Here is an 18,770-nt window from a genome sequence, read left to right on the forward strand (position 1 = left end):
GAAATAATATATATCTCTAAAGATTAATTTTATTTTCTAATTCTTTCTGAAACGAATGGTAATAAAGCAATAATTCTTGCTCTTTTAATTGCAGTTGATAGTAATCTTTGATGTCTTGAACATGTTCCTGTCAATCTGGAAGGATTTATTTTTCCATGACTACTTGTAAATTTCTTCAATAATTCTGTTTCTTTATAATCAATATAATTCATTGATTCTAAACAAAAATAACATGGTCTCTTTTTAAATGGTTTTTTAACTTTACGATTATTCATTTTTCTCCTCTTATAAAAAACTTTCTATATTTCAATCAACTTCTTCATCTTCAGAAAGATCATCTTCATTTTCTTTCAAAGGTGAATCATTAATTTGATTTTTACTTACTGAAAAAGTCGGTGATGAATCATTATTTTCCATAATGTTTTTTTGAAAATGGGAAGAATTTGAATTATTTTTTCTTTTTTCAATTTCTGATTTTGATTCTAATATTGAAACATTATCAGCAGATACTTCATTAGATGAAATATTTTGTCCTTGACTATTAACAAAATTATTTGTAACAAAAGAACCTTCAACTGAAATTCTAGTTCCTTTAATAGCATTTTTAGCGAGGAATTCAGCAGTTCCTCTTCAACAAACTACAGGGATAAAATCAGTAACTTCACTACCATCATTTGAAGTGTATTTTCTTGTAACGGCAAGTGTTAATCTTAAAAAACTAATATTTGATTTAGTTTTATTTAATACTAAATCATTAGCAATTCTTCCTATTAATAAAACTTTATTCATCTTTACTTACCACCAATTATTTTTCTGTTTCAGTTTTTTTAACTCTAGGTTTTCTTACCTTAGACTCTTCTGTATTTTGTATTTTTTCAGAATTATTTAAATTATTTTCTTTTACAAATTGATTACTTTTAAATGAGTTAAGTTTACGTCTCTTAGGTTTAGTTTTTCTATTTAAACCTCTTTCAGAATCTAAATTAACTACTAAACTTCTTCATATTGTTTTTTCAATATTTGTTCTTCTTGTAAATTCCGCAACTATACTTTTTTCAGATTCAACATTAATTAAAACAAAAGTACCTGTTTTTGATTTATTTATTGGGTAAGCTAATTCTGTTCTTTCTAATTTTTCAACAGTTTTAACACCATCTTTAAATACTTCTTTAGCGATTTTTTCTGCTAAAGATACTTCTTCTGTTGGTGCTAAAATTAGCATAATTTCATATTTTGCCATTTTGGCTCCTTTCGGTCATCAGGATCTATTTAAAGATCAAGGAGTATATATTAAAAATTACTCTTTTGAATTATACAATATTTTTAAAATATTATTAGTTGATTTTTATTTTAAATTAAAACTTAGATAAATATTCTAACTTTAATTCTTTTTATTATTCTATCTCTTAAAATTCTGAAAATGAATGTTTCTATTTTAAAATTTTGCTTTATAAAATTGCAAACTTATTTGAATATTGAAAAACTTTTTTTAATATTTATCTTATTTTTAGTTATTTTCATTAAATTTATGGCTTAAATTTTTAGTTTCAAAATCAAAAAAGTTAAAAAAATGAATTTTTTTATTCTAAAATCTATTTTTTTAACTTTTTTTAATTTTAAATTTTATAATTAAAAACAAAAAGGAGGAAAAATGAAAAAATATGATGTAGTAGTTTTAGGAGGAGGACCGGGTGGTTACTCTCTTGCAGGAATACTTGCAAATAATGGCAAAAGTGTTGCTCTAATTGAAGAAAGGGATTTAGGCGGTACTTGTGTAAATAGAGGATGTATTTCTACTAAAACCTTAATAAAATCTGCTAAAGTATACGAAACAATAAAAAAATCTAACGAATTTGGTATTTATTCTAAAAATAAACACTTTCATCTACCTGAAATTCAAAAAAGAAGAAAAGATAATAAATCTTTATTAAATACAAATATAGAAAATTCTTTATTATCTAGTAATGTTACTATTTATAAAGAACATGGTGAAGTAATTGAAAGTAATACTATTCAATTAGAAAATGAACAAATAAAATTTGAAAAACTTGTATTAGCTACCGGTTCTAGAAATAGAAAATTAGATTTACCCGGTTTTGAAAAAGGAATTAGTGAAGGAAAAATTATTGATTCTGATAAAGCTTTAGAATTAGAAAAATTACCGGAAAGCATGACTATAATTGGTTCAGGTCCTATTTCGTTAGAATTTGCTTATTTTTACTCAACTTTAGGAGTTAAAATAACAATTTTAGAAGCTAGAAATTTCATGGGAAATTTTGATCTTGACTTACAAAAAAATGTAAAACAATATTTAATTGATAGAAATATCACTATTCATGAAAATGCTAGAATATTAGAGTATAAAAATAATGAATTATTAGTTGAAATAGATAATAAAATTCAATCATTTGATGATGAAATTATTTTAGTAGCAATAGGAAGAATAGCTAACAATGAATCATTTAAAAATTTAAATGTAGAATTAAATCAAAATGGATTTGTTAAAGTAAATGATAAAATGGAAACTAATGTCAAAAACGTTTATGCTTTAGGTGATTTAACTGGAATTATGTTATTATCTACTGTTGCATATAAAACAGGAGATATCGTCGCAAAAAATATCTTAAATAAAGAAATAAACGAAAAAATTAATCCTAAATTTGTTCCTTGATCTACTTACTTAAATCCGGAGTTTTCAGGAGTTGGTTATACAGAACAAGAATTAATTAATAATAAAATTGAATATAACGCTTTAATTATACCTGCTAAAGCTTTACCAAGAGCTCACGCTGATGGTTTAGATCTAAAAAACGGTTTTGTTAAATTCTTAATTGAAAAAAACACTAATAAAATTTTAGGTTCATTTATGTTTTTAAAAGGTTCACATTTAATTATTAATGAAATTGCTCATGCTATGCAAAATAACATTAGTTTTGATCAATTACAACAAAACTCTTATACGCATCCAACAATCATTGAATCAATTTATTATGCAACTAGAAATTTAGTGTTTAAAAAATAATAAATTTAAATTAAAAATATCATAATTACAAAATCACAAGAGCGAACTTGTGATTTTATTTATAAACCAATTTTTCTAATTTTCTTTTTACTTCTCTTTCTTTTTCGGAAGCTCTTTTATCAATTTTATTTTTTCCTTTAGCTAGTGCGATCTCTACTTTAATTTTACTTTTTTCATTTCAATAAATCATAGTAGGAATCAAAGTGTATCCTTGTTGTTTTTGTTTTAATGCAATTTTTAATAACTGATTTTTATGTAATAAAAGTTTTCTTTCTCTTAATTCATCGCCTTTTACTGCCATATATTGAGAAATTTGAAAGTTAGTTAAATAAAGCTCATTAGTCTTAAATGTAGCATAGGAATTTTTTAAATTACAATTATTTGCTCTTATTGATTTTACTTCTCATCCTTGTAATGAAATTCCACATTCATATTTTTCAAAAAGTTCATAATTAAAATTAGCAATTTTATTTTTTTGAATTATTTTCATTCGATTCCTTTAAAGTATAATAATAAAATTTTAACAAGTTTTTAAATAAAAAAATAGTAAAAATTTCTTTTTTTGTTAAAATTTATATATCTTATTATTATAGTTAATAAACTATATATATTTAATATTATTAGGAGGAGAAATGCCAAGAGAAGGTATCACTTTAAGATGTAGTGAGTGCAAAATGGAAAATTACATTACAACTAAAAACAAAAAAACTCAAACTGAAAAATTAGAAATGTCAAAACATTGTCATAGATGCAATAAACATACATCTCATAAAGAGAAAAAATAATATCTTTATTTTTTTATATTTTTTTTACTATACAAAAAGGAATAACATGAATAGAAAATATCTTGATTTAACACTAGAGAAAAATAATTTAGATGCAATTATTACTTTTTCACCACAAACTAGAATATGATTATCTTCCATCCAATCAACTGATGGTATAAGCATAATAGAAAAAAGTAATTCATATGTTTTTTTAGATATGCGTTATTACGAATATGCTCAAAAAGAAATTAAAAATGCAGAATTAATATTACTAAATCAAAGCAACTTAAAAAAATTTGCTCAAAACAAAATTTATAAAAGAATTGGTGTAGAAGCCGACTATACTACTTTAAGTGAATTGGAAAGAATTAAAAAAATGTTTCCAAATGCTGAAATAATTCAAATTTCAGGGCAAGAACTTAGAATTTTAAAAGATAAAAATGAAATAGAATTATTACAAAAAGCAATCGATATTTCTTTAGAAGCATATGAAGAATTAATTAAAGAACTTAAAGAAGGACAAACTGAAAGAGAATTAGATAGAAGACTAAATTTTTTAATGAAAGAAAAAGGTGCACAAATGGAATGTTTTGATTCTATTATAGCAACTGGTTCTAACTCAGCTATTCCTCATCATCATCCTACCGATAGAAAGATAAAATCAGGTGATTTATTAAAAATTGATTTTGGTGCAACATACAAAGGATATGGAGCTGATATTACTAGAACTTTTATTTTTAATCCTAAAAATGAAATTGTTGATCCTAAAAAAGAAGAAATTTTACAAATAGTAAAAGAAGCAGCGCAATTAGGTAGACAATTCATAAAACCAGGGATTAAAGCTTCAGATGTGGATAAAGTATGTAGAGATTATATTGCTTCAAAAGGGTATGGAGAATACTTTACTCACTCAACAGGTCATGGACTAGGTATTGATGTTCATGAATTACCAACTGTTTCCACAAATGGAAATACAATTTTAGAGCCAGGAATGGTCATTACAGTTGAACCAGGAATATACATAGAAGGTTTTGGTGGTGCCAGAATTGAAGATGATTTATTAGTAACAGAAACAGGTTCAATAACTCTTTCAAGAAAAAATGAAGTTAATGGAATTAAAAAATAAAAAGGAACTCTTAAAAATAAGAAGTTCCTTTTTTATTATATTTTTTTTGCATCTTAAATAATACCGGAATTAAAGAATAAAGCATTATAGTATATATAGGAATAGTTATTAAACCTTTTAGAATTATAGGAGTTAAATAAAAATAAAAGTATTGTTGAATTTCTCTGGTTTTATTAGTTTTTGAACCAATAAAACGATTGTAATATTGAATAAACGCAAAAGGTCCTCATAATCAACGTACTAATATTAAAATAATACAAATTGTAGCAAAAATAAATGCTAATAAGTAGTATATTTCTTTTTTACTTTTATAATAAAATATCAAAAATGTAGTGAAGACGATAGAACTAATAATAGAAAAAGTTATAATGATATACAACACTAATTGCTTTGTAAAATATTGTCTAATATCCTTACTTAAATTATCTATTCTTATAGTATTTTTATCATTACTAAATACTTCCATCACATATATTCCTATTAAGGTAAAAAATACGATTAGAAAAACTGCAGAAATAATTAATGTACTTAAATTATTTTTGAGTTTATACAAATAAAAGAATAATCAAGCAATAATAGCAGTTATGGGTGGTATTATAGCATATTCTCACATTCAGGTAGCTATTGAAGAAGTTATTAAAAGATTTAACGTATCTGCTATTAAAGCAATTAAGGCACCTTTAAAAGGACCTAATAATAGTCCAAAAATTATATTAAAAGGAATTTCAAAGCTAACATTTAATTTATTTGTTAAAAAAGTTAATCTTAACAAAAAACTTAGCCCTAGATATATAGCTAAAAATAGCGCGCTTAACGTAATATCATATGTAGTAATTTTAAATATTTTACTTTCTTTTATATAAGTAATAAAAGAAAATTTGCTTTTAGTTTTAAAATATGTTGTTGGAATAACACCTATTTATTTAATTTAAAGTGTTTTACTACATATTTTTTAACTGAATTATAATCTAATTTTATTTTTTCATAAACCAAATCACCTGGTCCTGAATATCCAAAGTCATCATGACCTATATTATGTCTTGCTACTTTTGATCATCCAAATGTAGAAGCAGCTTCTATTGAAATAGTTTTGGCTGGATGTCATAAAATTTTCGAATCTCAATTAGAAGCAGAAATTACATTTAAGTTTAATTCTTTACCAATTTTAAAAGCATTCGCTAATTCACTTCCTGTTGCTATTAAAGCAAATTCAGAATCAGTTTTATGAATAAAATAACTTCCTTTTTTAAATTTTTCTTTATCTGTAGTTTCTAAACTAGTAATATTTTGTCTTGTTAAAACTATTGCATGCGGTTTATTTTTAGAATTAATTGCTAATTCATAAGAACCCATCACTTCTTTTTCATCAGCTGGTCTTAAAACTGTTAATCCTGGTAATGATCTTAACATTGCAAGTTGTTCAATTGGTTGATGTGTAGGTCCATCTTCTCCCACAAAAACTGAATCATGTGTAAAAATATATGTTACTGGTAGTTTCATTAAAGCTGATAATCTCATAGCAGGTTTTACGTAGTCTGAGAAAACAAAAAATGTTGATACAAAAGGTTTTAAAACGGAATGCAATGCTAATCCATTAGCGATTGCTCCCATAGCAAATTCTCTAACACCGAATAAAATATTTCTACCTGAGCGATTTTTAACAGAATATACACCATCAGCTCCCCCGGCTTTTGTAGAAGCGACTAAATCAGCAGATCCTCCTATTCAATTAAAAGTATTTTCATTTAAATATTTTATTACAGAACCTGAAGAATTTCTTGTTGCATCATCTTTTTTAAGTTCTAAATTAATTTCAATTTTTTTTGTAGAACTTTCTAAATAAGATCTTAATTCTTCTGAAATAACAAAATTATCTTCAGCTTCTTGTCCTCTCTTGAATAAAGTATCTTGATAATATTGAATAACTTCTTCAGGTAATTCAAAATCATCATATGTTCAATTTAATTTCTCTTTTAAATTCTCAAAATCTTTACCCAAAGGAGATCCATGAACGTCGCTTGTCCCTTCTTTCGTAGCACCTTCTCCAATAACTGTTTTAACTTCTATAAATGAAGGCTTATTAGATTTTTTAGCTTTTGAAATTGCTTTCGAAATTTTTTCAAGATCATTTTTTACTAGTTGATAATAAAAGCCCATAGATTCCATTTTTAATCTTAAATCTTCTGAATTAACTTCATTTACTGGTGTATCTAATTGAATATCATTGGAATCGTGAATAACAATTAATTTACTTAATTGTCATTTACCAGCTAATGATAAAGCTTCGTTAGCTACTCCTTCTTGTAAATCCCCATCTCCACATAGAACATATGTAAAATGATTTACTTCTGGAAATTTAGCATTTAAGTGGCTTTCAGCTACAGCTAAACCAACTCCCATACCTATTCCTTGCCCTAAAGGACCAGTAGTAGCCTCTACTCCGATTGTATGACCAAATTCTGGATGACCCGGTGTTAAAGAACCTAATTGTCTAAAGTTTTTTAAGTCCTCTTCTTTAATTAAACCTAAAATTCTCAATTGCGCATACAATAGTGCTGATCCATGTCCTGCTGAGAGAATAAATCTATCACGATTAATTCATTCAGGTGACACAGGATTAAAAACTAAATGTCTTGTAAACAAAGTATGCATAATAGTAGAAGCTCCTAAAACAATACCAGGATGTCCTGAATTAGCTTTATTAATAGCTGCAACTCCATTTATCTTTAATGTATTAATAGAAAGTTTATCTAATTCTCTGTTATAATTCATATTTTTCCTTATTTAATTCTTTTTATTTGCGATCTTTCCTTTATATAGTAAAGAAATATTTTCCGGTTCTGTACCAATTAATAAATTTATAGTTTCCTTTAGTGAATTAATCAAATTATTAAAAATGGTTGTAAAGTCTTTTTTATTTTCTATTGTAAAAAAAGATAATATCATACTTATATTTGTGTTAGTACTATTAAATTTAATTTCAATATTATTTTCTAATTTAACATTAGGATTTTTCGAAAACACAGCCTTTATAGTTTGAATAAACGCTTGTTTATAAACTGTATAAACTTGATTTAATCCATAATTAACAATTACATAATTCACTTTTATTTACCAGCTCTTCCAACATATTTTCCAGTTTCGCTTGAAACTATAATAATTTCTCCTTCTTTTATAAACATAGGAGTTTCAACTTCAAATCCTGTTTCGACAATTACTTTTTTCTGTGGATTTGTTGTCGTATTTCCTTTAACAGCATCAGGAGCCTCTGTTACTTTTAATTCTATATTTATAGGTAATTCAATATCCAATATTTCTTCCTCAAATTTTCTTACCTTAACTTTTAGGCCATCTTTTAAAAAGTTTAATTCTCATTCTAACTTAGAAACATCAATTCCTATTTGTTCATAAGTTTCTTCGTCCATTAAAACTATTTGTGTTCCATCATTATATAAAAAGTTCATACCTACTGTTTCTATATGAGCTTTTTCAACTTTATCTCCACCTGTATAAGATTTTATAGTGGTTGCTCCAGTTCTTAAATTTTTAACTTTAGCTTTAACAGTAGCTTGACCTCTTCCTTGTTTAGAATGTTGTGATTCTAATACTACAAATAATTCACCATTCTCTTGAAAAGTTATCCCTGGTTTAAATTCATTAACATTAACCACATTTACCTCCTTTATTTTATATTAAATTATATATGATATTTCAAATATAAATAAAAAATGACATTAAAATTAAATGCCATTTTTTAAAATATTAACTATTAGTTATTTTAAATGTTATATTAACATTAGCACTGTCTACTACAGTTGAAAAAATTGGTATAACAGCTCCATTATTGACATCTAATTGAGTTCAAACACCTATAAATTTTAATTCTTTATTTAAAGGTGCATGCTCACCAGAATCTACTGACATAGGATTTATTTTATACTTAATTTCACGATTATTAGTTACTATATTTTTTGGATTACCGTCATCATCACCAGCAAAATATAAATTACCTTCATCGTCTTGAAATACAGCATAAGAAGCTATATTGGAATTTATTTCTCCATTATTTCTAAAATGTACTGTTAATTCCTTATTGTCATTGTTATATGAAGTACTATCTATCGCTATATGATTTCTAATTCATGAGGAATTAGTATTTATTCTAGGGATTGTTTTATTATTGAATGCTTGACTTGATACACCCACATCCTTACTTATAACGGAATTATATCTTCAATCAAATTGTGGAAATGAATAAGTAGAGGCAGTAGTACTAATGTCCTTTCTTAAAATAGTTGTTCCATCATTAACATCAGTTATGGCTTGATTTCCGGTAAGAGCATCAAAATTATTATTTCCACCTGTTAAATTTGAGTCTGCTACTGCTATTTTTAATAATGCAAATACACCATTTTCTTTTAATCTAACATTTTTTCTATACATTTTTGTTATATTGAAAGACTCTGAATTTGAATCTGATGCAGGTTTTGCTAAACCTAAATATGAAACTAATACATAATTACGATTATTAGAATCTCTTTTAGAATGAATAGCAACATTTCTTGGTTTAAACTCTGTTCAATTACCATTTTGATATTTTGAATATGATTGTTTTAATTTAAATCCTGATTGACTTTTTGTAATACCAGGAGTTATAAATTTACCATTATTTATTACAGAGTCATCAGAATTTTTATTTCATGCTTCATAAGCATCACTACCAAAACCATCTTGATATTCAAAGGTAGCAACACCAGGATATGGAGAATAAATAGATTCTCATACTCATTTAAAATCATAACCGCTTGACTCTTCAGATTCTCTTAATGAACGTTTTGGGTCAAAAACTCTAAATGAAAAACCTACTATAGGTGATGTATTATCACTATCACTACTATACATTACCGGAGATTGAATTCTTTCTATAAATAATTGAGAAATCGGAGAAGAGACTATTTCATTTCCTATAGAAGTTTCACTTATAGAATTTACAGTAACTAAATCACTTTTATCTAAACGGGAAGAATAAGATAAATTATTTATAACAAAAGTTAATTCTCTAGCTACTATTTCTCTAATATCATCGGATTTTATTTTAACAACTAAAACACTTTCTTCATTTTTTCTTGATAATTCTATTTTTGACGTGTCTATAGATGAATTACTTTCATCAGAATTTCTAGCCTTTCCAGAGATACTTACATTTCAATCAGAAAGATTATTTCATTTTATTGAGTTTTTAGGATCGATAAATTTTATTTCAAAGCTTGTGTCATATTTATATAATTCGTTTGTATTAGCATTAGATGGAATTTCTGATTTTAAAGCTGTAATGCTTTCTACTTTTGGTTGTTCTATTAAAGTTTCAAAATATATATCTCCATCTCAAGAAAAATTAATTCTTTCTGATGCTGGTGATAAATCGTTTATTTCTTTTATTTTATATTTAGTTCCTGGTTTTATATTATTAGCATTATCTGTAAAATTAAATGTTATTTGCCCAGTTTCACTTATTCTAGCATTTTGCGGAGAAACTATATTATTTCCTAATTCGGAGTTTTGTTCATCTACTTCAATATAAGTAATTGATACATTTTTATTTTTTGCAAATATAACATCATCGTTATTTACATTAAATTTAGCACTTGTACTATTTGTTGAAACATCACCATTATATTGATGAGAAATATATTCTAATCTACCATTTTGAGCTAAAGTTTTAAAGTTTCTTGAAGAAAATAATTCTTGACCTTCCTCAAAAATATTTTTATAAGGGATAACAACAGAAGAATTAGTTTCATCTGAAATAGTTTTTAAGGAATATTCAGTAAATTTATTTAAATTATTTAAATTAAATATAGCCACATGTGAAGAATTGATAGTTGAATTTACCTCTAATCTTTGAGCACCATTTCTTCTTGAACCAGTTTTACCTTCTACAGGTTCGATGATTAATTTAACTTCATTACCATTTAAAAAGCGACCTTCGTCTGCGAATGTTATTTCAATTCTTGCATTTGTTTCACTAGAAACATTTATGTTAATAGAAGAAATCTCTGGTTTTGTATAAAACTTATTAACATGAGCATTTTGTAATGTGTTAGAAATAGAGACTGATGCAGAAGAAGGTATTAATGTTCCTCCTATAATTTCATATCTTGACCCAGCTTCTAAATTATTTAAATTAATTCTAGCTGTTTTATCTTGAGAAATTTCAACTAAATTTGAGTTAAATGTTTCATTAGTACCTACTTTTCTATACAAAATAGAAACTTGTTGGTTTGTTTTAGTGAATTCATCCAAGAATGTTATCACTGCAATTGCGGAATTTCTTTCAATACTTTCGAAACTAATAGTAGAAACATCTGCACTTGTAGAAAGTGAAATGAATTTTCTTTTTGAATTTGTTACATCATTAATATTTGTATTGAATCTTATATTTTCTAATGGGGAAGCTTTTTTAATAGCTGTTATTTTATATTCTTTTCCCTTAACAAGATTTTCTAAATTAAACGTTACGCTAGTATTATTATTATTATTATTATTATTATTCACAATAACATTAGCTCTTGCAGTTCCTGAATGATTATTATTTTCAATAGGTTCTACTAGTTCGTATTCTATTATTAATTCGGTATTATTAATAATATCTAAATTAAAATTATCAAAATCAACTGTAACATTAGCTTGAGATTCTATACTAGAAATAAAACTAATTTCTTTTATTGAAGCTTTGGTATTAATTAAAGAATTTGGCTCATCATTATTTTGTATTCTAGCGATTACTTTCTCATCATTTTTTGTTAATGTTATATCCGTAATATGATATGTTTGTCCACCTGATAAATTTTCTATATTAAATGTCGCAGTTTTGTTTGAAATGTTTATAGGATTTATGTTATTAATTTTTCTTTCTATTCCATTTGTTACTTGATAAGAAATATTTACTTGTCAATTATCATTTAAATAATCATCGAATTGACCAAAATTTAGTGTGAATGCACCGCTAGTTTCTCTCTTATCGTTATTAGCAACTATAGAAACTTCTGCAGTTTTATAATTGGTTGTGAACTGTTTATTTCTTTCTGTATCATTAACTCTATTAAAATTAAATTCTATATTATCAATAGTTGCTTTTACTAATTCATAACTTGTATTTTTTTGTAAATTAGTTAATTCTACGTCTATTGAATTTTTATTAGAATAAGTAAACGAAGTATTTATCTCCTCTTCGCTTCCTACTTTTTTGTATGTTAAAATACCCATTTTATCAGAACCAGGCTCTACGATATCATTTAAATTAATAACTTCAATATTAAGTATAGCTTTGGTTTCAACATTTACATTTTTTGTAACATTTCCCAAGGCAGGTAAAGTTTTGATAACTTGATTTAAATTACTTGTAAAACTAAAAGTAATGTCATTATCTTCAGGAGTACCTGTTCTTTCTTGTAAAGAAATAATCTCATAAGTATCTCCAGGATCTAACTCTGTTAAATTAAAAGTAACTGAAGCACTATCATTTTGATAAATAACAGTCGCAGATGTACTTGTTTTAATAACTCCAGTATTTCTAGAAGAAATTAATAAATAAAGACTTTTAGCTGGTAAATTCGGATTAACGAAAGTACTTCCTCCTAAATATTTATCCATTGAATCAAAAGTTAAAGTTACTGTAGCCGCTTCTTTGGAAATAGCATTTTCATTTCCTGAAATAGAAACTACTTTGGCAGTTTTACCTACAGTACTAAAAACTTTAGATGCTTCATTAAAATTACTTTCAAAAGGAGTTTCTGAATTATTTATTAAAACTTTTTTTATTTTATAAGTATATGCTTTATCTAAATTTATTAAGTTAACAGTTGCTTCTGATTTTCCTTGTAATGAAGAAACTAATATTTCTGCTTCATTTGAGGTAATTTCATTATCTTCTTGATCTTCTCTATAATAAACAACTTTTAATCTAGAACCAACATATGTTTGAGAATTATCATTTACTCTTACCAACACTTCTGCTGTTGTTTCAGATCCTTTTGCTAATACTGAAGCAACATTCGTTGTTGTAGCGAAAGTTCTGTCATTTTTATTTACGTTATCTCCAAATACAATTCTTACACCATTAGGATTATTTGTATTTTTTTCACTTGAATTAGGTACATCTCCTTCAAAAATAACAGAAAGTATTTCATAAGAAGCTTGAAGAAAATTATCTGTTCCTACACTAAAATTAAATGTTGATTCTAAAGTTGAAGAATCAATTGTATTACTTTTAGTTATAACTTCTTCTTCACCTTTACGTCTATAATTAATTGTAATTCTATTATATTGTGATAAATAATTTCTGTCTTCATCTGAAAATTTTAATTTAAATGAAACTGTATCAGTTGTTCCTACTTTTTCTTTTATTTCTGTTATTGTTGCTATTTTAGGAATAACCTTAAATACTTTATCGTTATCATTGATTGTTGATTCTAAATCTAATGTTATTTCAGAAGTTGGATTATCAGATACTAATTTTATTTCTTTAACTTTATAGTTTACAAATTTTTCTAAATTATCTATTTTAACAATACTTCTATTAGAATTAATTTCAAATTCTTCAGACACTAAGTCAGTATTAACTTGTGTTTCTTTAAAATAAACTAATTTTATTTTTTTATTTTCTGAAGTTTCCTTTAAATCTTTTAATCTAACTTCTATATTTCAACTTGATTCTTCATCGTTTTTATAATTTTTAATTAATCTAACTGTAGGTATTGTGTTAAATTGTTTATCTTCATTAGAAATGCTTGATGCAAAACTTAATGAAACATCATCATTTGATTCTGTTTGAGCAGAAATTATTCTTACATTAGAACCATGCCCTAAATCTGTTAAATTAAAAGTATAAACAACTGAATCTCCTTCAATAATAGGAGAACTTAAAGCTGAAGTTAAATTATTACTATTTTCGGAAGAACGATAGTTTATTTTAATTTTTTTAGCCTTGGTATTTAAATATTCATCTGCTTCTTTTGAAAATTTAACTTTTACAGTTGAACTATTATTTCCTATATTTAAAAATTCTAATCCCGTAATTTGAGCAGTTTTTTCTACAACTGTAAATTTTTTATTCTCTTCAGTTACATCTGGCTTTAAAAAATTAAAAGCTGTTAAAACTGATGATAATTCTATACTTTTAGCATCATATTCTATTTTTTCAATGGTATATGATTTAGATTTCTTTAAATCATTAAGATTAAACACTATTCTAGAAATATTAATAATTGATTCTGAAGTTAACTTTTCACCTTGATTATCATCAGCAAAATATGTTATTTTTACTTTTTTACCATCAAATTTTCTATTGTCGTTAGAACCTGATAAAGGGTCTCTTATTATTGTGTTTACTTGATATGAAGTCTCTGATAAAGAAGAAATTAATAATCTAGAAATTATAGGAGTGGTTACAATTTGTTTTTCAGCATCTGTTAAATTTTGTCCAAATGCTGTTTTAGGAACTTTATCTATTTCAATACCACTTAAAACATAAATAGATCCTGCTTCTAAATTAGAAAAAGCTAAATCAGCTACTGGATTATTATCACTATTATCTACACTTAACCTAGCTGTAGCTGATTTTTCTTCTGTAGAACCTTGTTTTCTTATTTTTAATGTAATATTTTTATTTATTGTAAATCTATCTTGTTCACCTAATTTTAGTTTAACGATAGAACTATTTAAATCCGAAGTAGAACTAATTGATGTAATGGTTGAAGTTTCAGAAACTAATGTAAATATTTTATTATTTTTTTGATTTGGTATTGATAAAATATCTTTTTCATCTAATTTAGATAAATTATTTTCATTATTAATTTGATCACTAATAAAAAAACCATCTATTGTAAATGTTCCAGATTTTTCCAAACCATCAATTTCAAAAATAGCTCTTCCATTATTGATTGAAACTATATATGAATCATTTATATGATTTGAAAAATTGTTATTATGATATTTTATTTTTCCTTTAAAGTTTTCTTTAACTCTAGCAATATCTTCTATAGAAACTATTACTCTAGCTGATGTTTCTGAAATTTGAATAACTTCATAACTAGAAACTACTGTTTTTGTTACAAAAGTTCTATTTGTTATTAATGCATGTGAATTAGAACTAGAATCAAAATTAGATCTTAATTCATCAATTTTAAATCCTGTTATTTCATATCTTATTCCTTCTTTTAGATTAGAAATACTAAAATTAACGGAATTATTAGAAATAATCTCTCCTTCACCTTCTGTTTCTCTTATTTCTGAAGAATCCTGACCCCTAAATAATAATTTAACTTTTTTACCATTAACAAAAGTATCTTTATCAACAAAGGTCATTTGAACATTAGCACTAGTTCTTTCCACTTGACTAATAGATACACTATTAACTGTTGCGCTAGTTGCAATAACATTAAATACTTTAGAAACATTTAATGATGACTCTTGTTATACACCAAAAGGAATTTCTATATTGTAATTATTTCCATCATTACTTTCATAAATTCCAATAATTTCTAATATTTCTAATTTAGGTAAGTCATTTAAATCAAATATATATAATCCTGAATCTGAAGTTGTGATTGCTTCATACGTCTTAGCTGATGCATTTTCTTTTTCTGATTGTTTTTTAGCTACTATTTTTAGATTTTTATTTACTATATCTCTATTAGCATCATTAAATCTAACATAGACTTTGGCTTTTTCTTCTTCTGAAGTATTTATTGTTATGCTATTAATAGTAGCATTTGTAGCAAACTGTTTTTTTTCTTCAGATACATCGTCCTGGCTAATTTGAATATTATTTCCATCTTTTGAACCTAAAAATCCTATAGTGTAATATATAGAACCTTCTTTTAAATTAGAAAATGTAAATTTATATTTTTTAGTTACAGGATCTAAAATACCAACAATTGGTTCCTCATTATTCTCTGATCCACGACGTTTATAATTTAAGGTCAACATGTATTCGTTATTAGGGAAATACAAATCTTGATTATTAAATGAAACTAAAATTTCAGTAGAATTTTTTGTTTTCATTACTTCATTTACTTCTATATCAGAAATTTTAGCTGTTTGAGCTGAAGTTTTAAATATTTTCCCCTCTTCAGCTAATCTATTTGTTATTTCTAGATCTTTTTCAGAATCTCCATTAACAATTTTAACCTTTTTAATTTTATAACTTTCTAGTTTTTCTAAATTAGATAAATCAAATATAGCTTTACCATTTATTATTTCTGTTTTATCTGTTGTTATATCTTGAATATTATTACCTGTAGTCTTTGAGTAAACAATTTTAACTTGTTTATTCGAATATTCTGAATTAGAATCTGCAATAGATACAATTACTCTAGCTTTAGTCTCTATTGCTGTTCTAAATTCAAAAGATTTAACACCATTTGTGGTTCTAAAAATTTTATCTGTTTCTTGAATTTCAACAGCATCATAAACTATTTTAGTTAATGGTTTATTAACTGCATCTGCATCATTTCTTTTTACAGTTAAAGAGGTAATTAAATAATTAGTACCAATTTCTAAATCTTGAACATTATATGTTAATACTTTTTCGTTAACTACAGCTTCAATACTTTTTGAAGCTTCGGAAACGGAACTATTAGTTTTTCTATATTCCATTACTATAGTTCTACCATTTAAAAATGCAGAATTATCATCAAAAGTCAATTCAATATTTGAATTAGATTCGCTTTGAGGTCTATTTACTATATTTATAATGTTTGCCGATGTTGCGGTTGTGTAAAATAATCTTTCATTTTCTGTAATATTGGTAGAAACTTCTAATAAATTTCTAGTATTTTTAGATGTTTGATAATCATTTACCTCTATAGAAGTTATTTCAAAAGTTTTATTAGGAACTAAATTAAATAAATCTAGTACTATAAAATTAGCTTTAACTTTGGCTTGTTTTGATATTTCTTGAACAGAAGAAGAATCTCCTTCAACTTTTTCTTTATATTTTACAGTTACATCTTTATTTTCAAAAGTAGCATTTTCGGTGTTATAAGAGTTATTTAATGCTATAGTTAAGTTTACTGAAGTATCTGAATTAGTTGAATTAATGGATTTGATAATGGGTTTTGTTATAAATCTTCTTTTTCCACCTTCCATTTCAACGGAAAAATCTATTTTCAAACTATTTTCAGCAATATTTTTATTAGGATCTTCATCCATAGTCAATCCTAAAATAGAATAGTTTGTACCACCTATTAAATTATTTAAAGTAAATTCAGCTTCTAATTCTGTATTTTTCTTAGTTATAGTTACACCTTCAACATTTATATTTTCCTCGGTAGAAAGAGGATAAGTAATTTCGTCTTTAGAACCTAAAGTAGATAAAATTAACTTAACTTTTCTTCCTAAAATAAATTCTTGACCAGGTTCAAATTTGACAACGACTTTAGCAGATGACTCTTTTAATTCACTTTCAGTTACATCAATATCACTCACCATAATATTTGAAGCTGTAGGTATAAATTTTTTATCATTTTCTTTGAATTCATCTGCAAAACTTAATTTTTTCTCTATTTTTGGTTGTACAACTTTACCGTTTTCTATTACTTCAGGTTTCTCAACTATTATTTCTAAAATAGAATGTTCTAGTAAAGGTGGTAGATCCCTTAAATTAAATCTAATAAAATTACCTATAACGTTAGATTGAACTGTTTTTATTTTTTCTTCTTGTCCAATTTCTGAAGTTAATGAATATTTTAAATAAGCTTGTCAACCATTTTTTGTATATGAATCATCTTTTAAAGAAACTGTTATAAACGCTGATTTTTCTAAAGAAGTATTAGTACTTATTTTAGAAACAACCGGCTCTGTTGATAAAACTCACTTTTCATTCTCTTCTTGAGGCAATAATACATTAACTGCTAATAATGAATCGTCTGAATTAACGGAATTTATTCTTAAAATTTTATATGAAGTACCAGGATTTAAATCTTCAAGATTTAAACCCTGAATGCAAAATCAAGTGCACCACTATAATGTAAAATTAAAAAGTGGTTGCACTTGATTTTTTAAATAAAAAAACTACCTATAAAAATTTAAGACAACATACTTTTTATTGAAAGGATCATATGAATTATAATACAACAAAGCATTATTCGCATTTAAATGCTGAAAAAGATTTTTAATAGAGAAATTGTTTTATAAAAATATTCAATTAGACAAATTGCTAATTTTCTTAATGTCAATCACTCAACAGTGTCAAGAGAATTAAAAGAAATTCAAATTTTTACGGATTTTATGATCATTTAATAGCAAATGAAAAAGCCAAAATAAGACATAAACATAAAAGATTGTTTTTCTTTTCTCAAATGGATGATTATAAAGAATTTAGCAAACTTATTAAAGATAATTTTAACAAAGCAACATGCGGAATAAAAATGACTTACAACTTAATAAAAGAAGGTATTAAAAATATTAAAATCCCTTCGCTAAGGACTGTTTTTAATTGGATTAATACAGGAAAATGAGTATTAACTAATAAAGATAGATTAAGAAAGCACTATACAAAAGGCGGAAAAAGAAAAAATAACGTTATTGAAAGACTTGTGCAGTCAAATTATGTATTTCCTATTTGAGCTAGACCAAAACATATTGATTTAAGAGAAACATTTGGGCATTGAGAGGGTGATTTAGTTATAGGTAAAAAATCCGCAGGGCATTCTAGTCTTTTAACTTTAGTGGAAAGAAAAAGTAGGTTGGGAATAATTGTAAAAGTTTCAAGTAAGAACCCTTTTACATTAATAAAGTTCTTTATGAAAGAATAAATACACTAGAATTACCCGTTGAAAGTATTACTTTTGAT

General features: G+C 25.4%; 16 protein-coding genes. 6 read left to right on the forward strand and 10 right to left on the reverse strand.

All coding sequences use genetic code 4. The annotated features are described in order from the left end of the window. Nucleotides 1–29 precede the first annotated feature (29 nt). Genes rpsR through rpsF form a run of 3 tightly spaced genes read right to left on the reverse strand, consistent with a single transcriptional unit; the run spans nucleotide 30 to nucleotide 1,240 of the window. Nucleotides 30–275, reverse strand: a complete 246-nt coding sequence (rpsR, locus tag NX772_RS02650) for a 30S ribosomal protein S18 (protein WP_027123386.1) — start codon at nucleotides 273–275, stop codon at nucleotides 30–32. Nucleotides 276–285: 10 nt separating this feature from the next. Then, nucleotides 286–789, reverse strand: a complete 504-nt coding sequence (locus tag NX772_RS02655; protein ID WP_051542176.1) for a single-stranded DNA-binding protein — start codon at nucleotides 787–789, stop codon at nucleotides 286–288. Nucleotides 790–805: 16 nt separating this feature from the next. Continuing rightward, complete coding sequence (rpsF, locus tag NX772_RS02660; protein ID WP_036450217.1) at nucleotides 806–1,240, reverse strand: 30S ribosomal protein S6; 435 nt, start codon at nucleotides 1,238–1,240, stop codon at nucleotides 806–808. 411 nt (nucleotides 1,241–1,651) lie between these two features. On the opposite strand from rpsF, the gene NX772_RS02665 reads away from it, so the two are divergent. Beyond that, nucleotides 1,652–3,022 carry a dihydrolipoyl dehydrogenase gene (locus tag NX772_RS02665; RefSeq protein WP_027123387.1) on the forward strand — a complete coding sequence of 457 codons (1,371 nt, stop codon included), beginning with the start codon at nucleotides 1,652–1,654 and terminating at the stop codon, nucleotides 3,020–3,022. Nucleotides 3,023–3,077: 55 nt separating this feature from the next. Here the strand turns inward: NX772_RS02665 and smpB are convergent, their stop codons facing one another. Next, the gene (smpB, locus tag NX772_RS02670) at nucleotides 3,078–3,512 is read right to left on the reverse strand and encodes an SsrA-binding protein (RefSeq protein ID WP_027123388.1); all 435 of its coding nucleotides are present in this window, start codon (nucleotides 3,510–3,512) and stop codon (nucleotides 3,078–3,080) included. 142 nt (nucleotides 3,513–3,654) lie between these two features. Here smpB and rpmG point away from each other — a divergent pair, with 142 nt between their 5' ends. Beyond that, a complete protein-coding gene (gene rpmG / locus NX772_RS02675; RefSeq protein WP_027123389.1) occupies nucleotides 3,655–3,807 on the forward strand; it encodes a 50S ribosomal protein L33 in 153 nt (50 codons plus the stop codon). Between the two features lie 46 nt (nucleotides 3,808–3,853). Next, nucleotides 3,854–4,915, forward strand: coding sequence for an aminopeptidase P family protein (locus NX772_RS02680; protein ID WP_027123390.1), 1,062 nt, complete (start codon nucleotides 3,854–3,856; stop codon nucleotides 4,913–4,915). Nucleotides 4,916–4,925: 10 nt separating this feature from the next. On the opposite strand, the gene NX772_RS02685 is transcribed toward NX772_RS02680, so the two are convergent. Beyond that, on the reverse strand, nucleotides 4,926–5,381 hold the full coding sequence (locus NX772_RS02685) for a hypothetical protein (protein ID WP_027123391.1): 456 nt from the start codon (nucleotides 5,379–5,381) through the stop codon (nucleotides 4,926–4,928). A gap of 118 nt (nucleotides 5,382–5,499) precedes the next feature. Here NX772_RS02685 and NX772_RS02690 point away from each other — a divergent pair, with 118 nt between their 5' ends. Continuing rightward, complete coding sequence (locus NX772_RS02690) at nucleotides 5,500–5,778, forward strand: hypothetical protein (protein WP_027123392.1); 279 nt, start codon at nucleotides 5,500–5,502, stop codon at nucleotides 5,776–5,778. A 52-nt stretch (nucleotides 5,779–5,830) separates the two neighbouring features. Here the strand turns inward: NX772_RS02690 and NX772_RS02695 are convergent, their stop codons facing one another. The 5 genes from NX772_RS02695 to NX772_RS02715 all read right to left on the reverse strand — a co-directional run bounded on the left by NX772_RS02695 (nucleotide 5,831) and on the right by NX772_RS02715 (nucleotide 17,815). Then, nucleotides 5,831–7,687: a transketolase gene (locus NX772_RS02695; protein WP_027123393.1), complete on the reverse strand. Its 1,857-nt coding sequence runs from the start codon at nucleotides 7,685–7,687 to the stop codon at nucleotides 5,831–5,833. 12 nt (nucleotides 7,688–7,699) lie between these two features. Beyond that, nucleotides 7,700–8,020, reverse strand: a complete 321-nt coding sequence (locus NX772_RS02700) for an MMB_0454 family protein (RefSeq protein ID WP_027123394.1) — start codon at nucleotides 8,018–8,020, stop codon at nucleotides 7,700–7,702. Between the two features lie 2 nt (nucleotides 8,021–8,022). Further along, nucleotides 8,023–8,586 carry an elongation factor P gene (efp, locus tag NX772_RS02705; protein ID WP_027123395.1) on the reverse strand — a complete coding sequence of 188 codons (564 nt, stop codon included), beginning with the start codon at nucleotides 8,584–8,586 and terminating at the stop codon, nucleotides 8,023–8,025. Between the two features lie 91 nt (nucleotides 8,587–8,677). Continuing rightward, a complete protein-coding gene (locus NX772_RS02710; RefSeq protein ID WP_259429352.1) occupies nucleotides 8,678–15,307 on the reverse strand; it encodes a hypothetical protein in 6,630 nt (2,209 codons plus the stop codon). Between the two features lie 81 nt (nucleotides 15,308–15,388). Then, the gene (locus NX772_RS02715; RefSeq protein WP_259429353.1) at nucleotides 15,389–17,815 is read right to left on the reverse strand and encodes a hypothetical protein; all 2,427 of its coding nucleotides are present in this window, start codon (nucleotides 17,813–17,815) and stop codon (nucleotides 15,389–15,391) included. Nucleotides 17,816–18,130: 315 nt separating this feature from the next. On the opposite strand from NX772_RS02715, the gene NX772_RS04015 reads away from it, so the two are divergent. Beyond that, a complete protein-coding gene (locus NX772_RS04015; protein ID WP_465223510.1) occupies nucleotides 18,131–18,217 on the forward strand; it encodes a hypothetical protein in 87 nt (28 codons plus the stop codon). A 59-nt stretch (nucleotides 18,218–18,276) separates the two neighbouring features. Next, nucleotides 18,277–18,732, forward strand: coding sequence for a hypothetical protein (locus tag NX772_RS02720; protein WP_259429354.1), 456 nt, complete (start codon nucleotides 18,277–18,279; stop codon nucleotides 18,730–18,732). Nucleotides 18,733–18,770 lie beyond the last annotated feature (38 nt).

This window comes from Mesomycoplasma molare (genome assembly GCF_024918955.1).
Classification (GTDB): Bacteria; Bacillota_I; Bacilli_A; order Mycoplasmatales; family Metamycoplasmataceae; genus Mesomycoplasma_A; species Mesomycoplasma_A molare.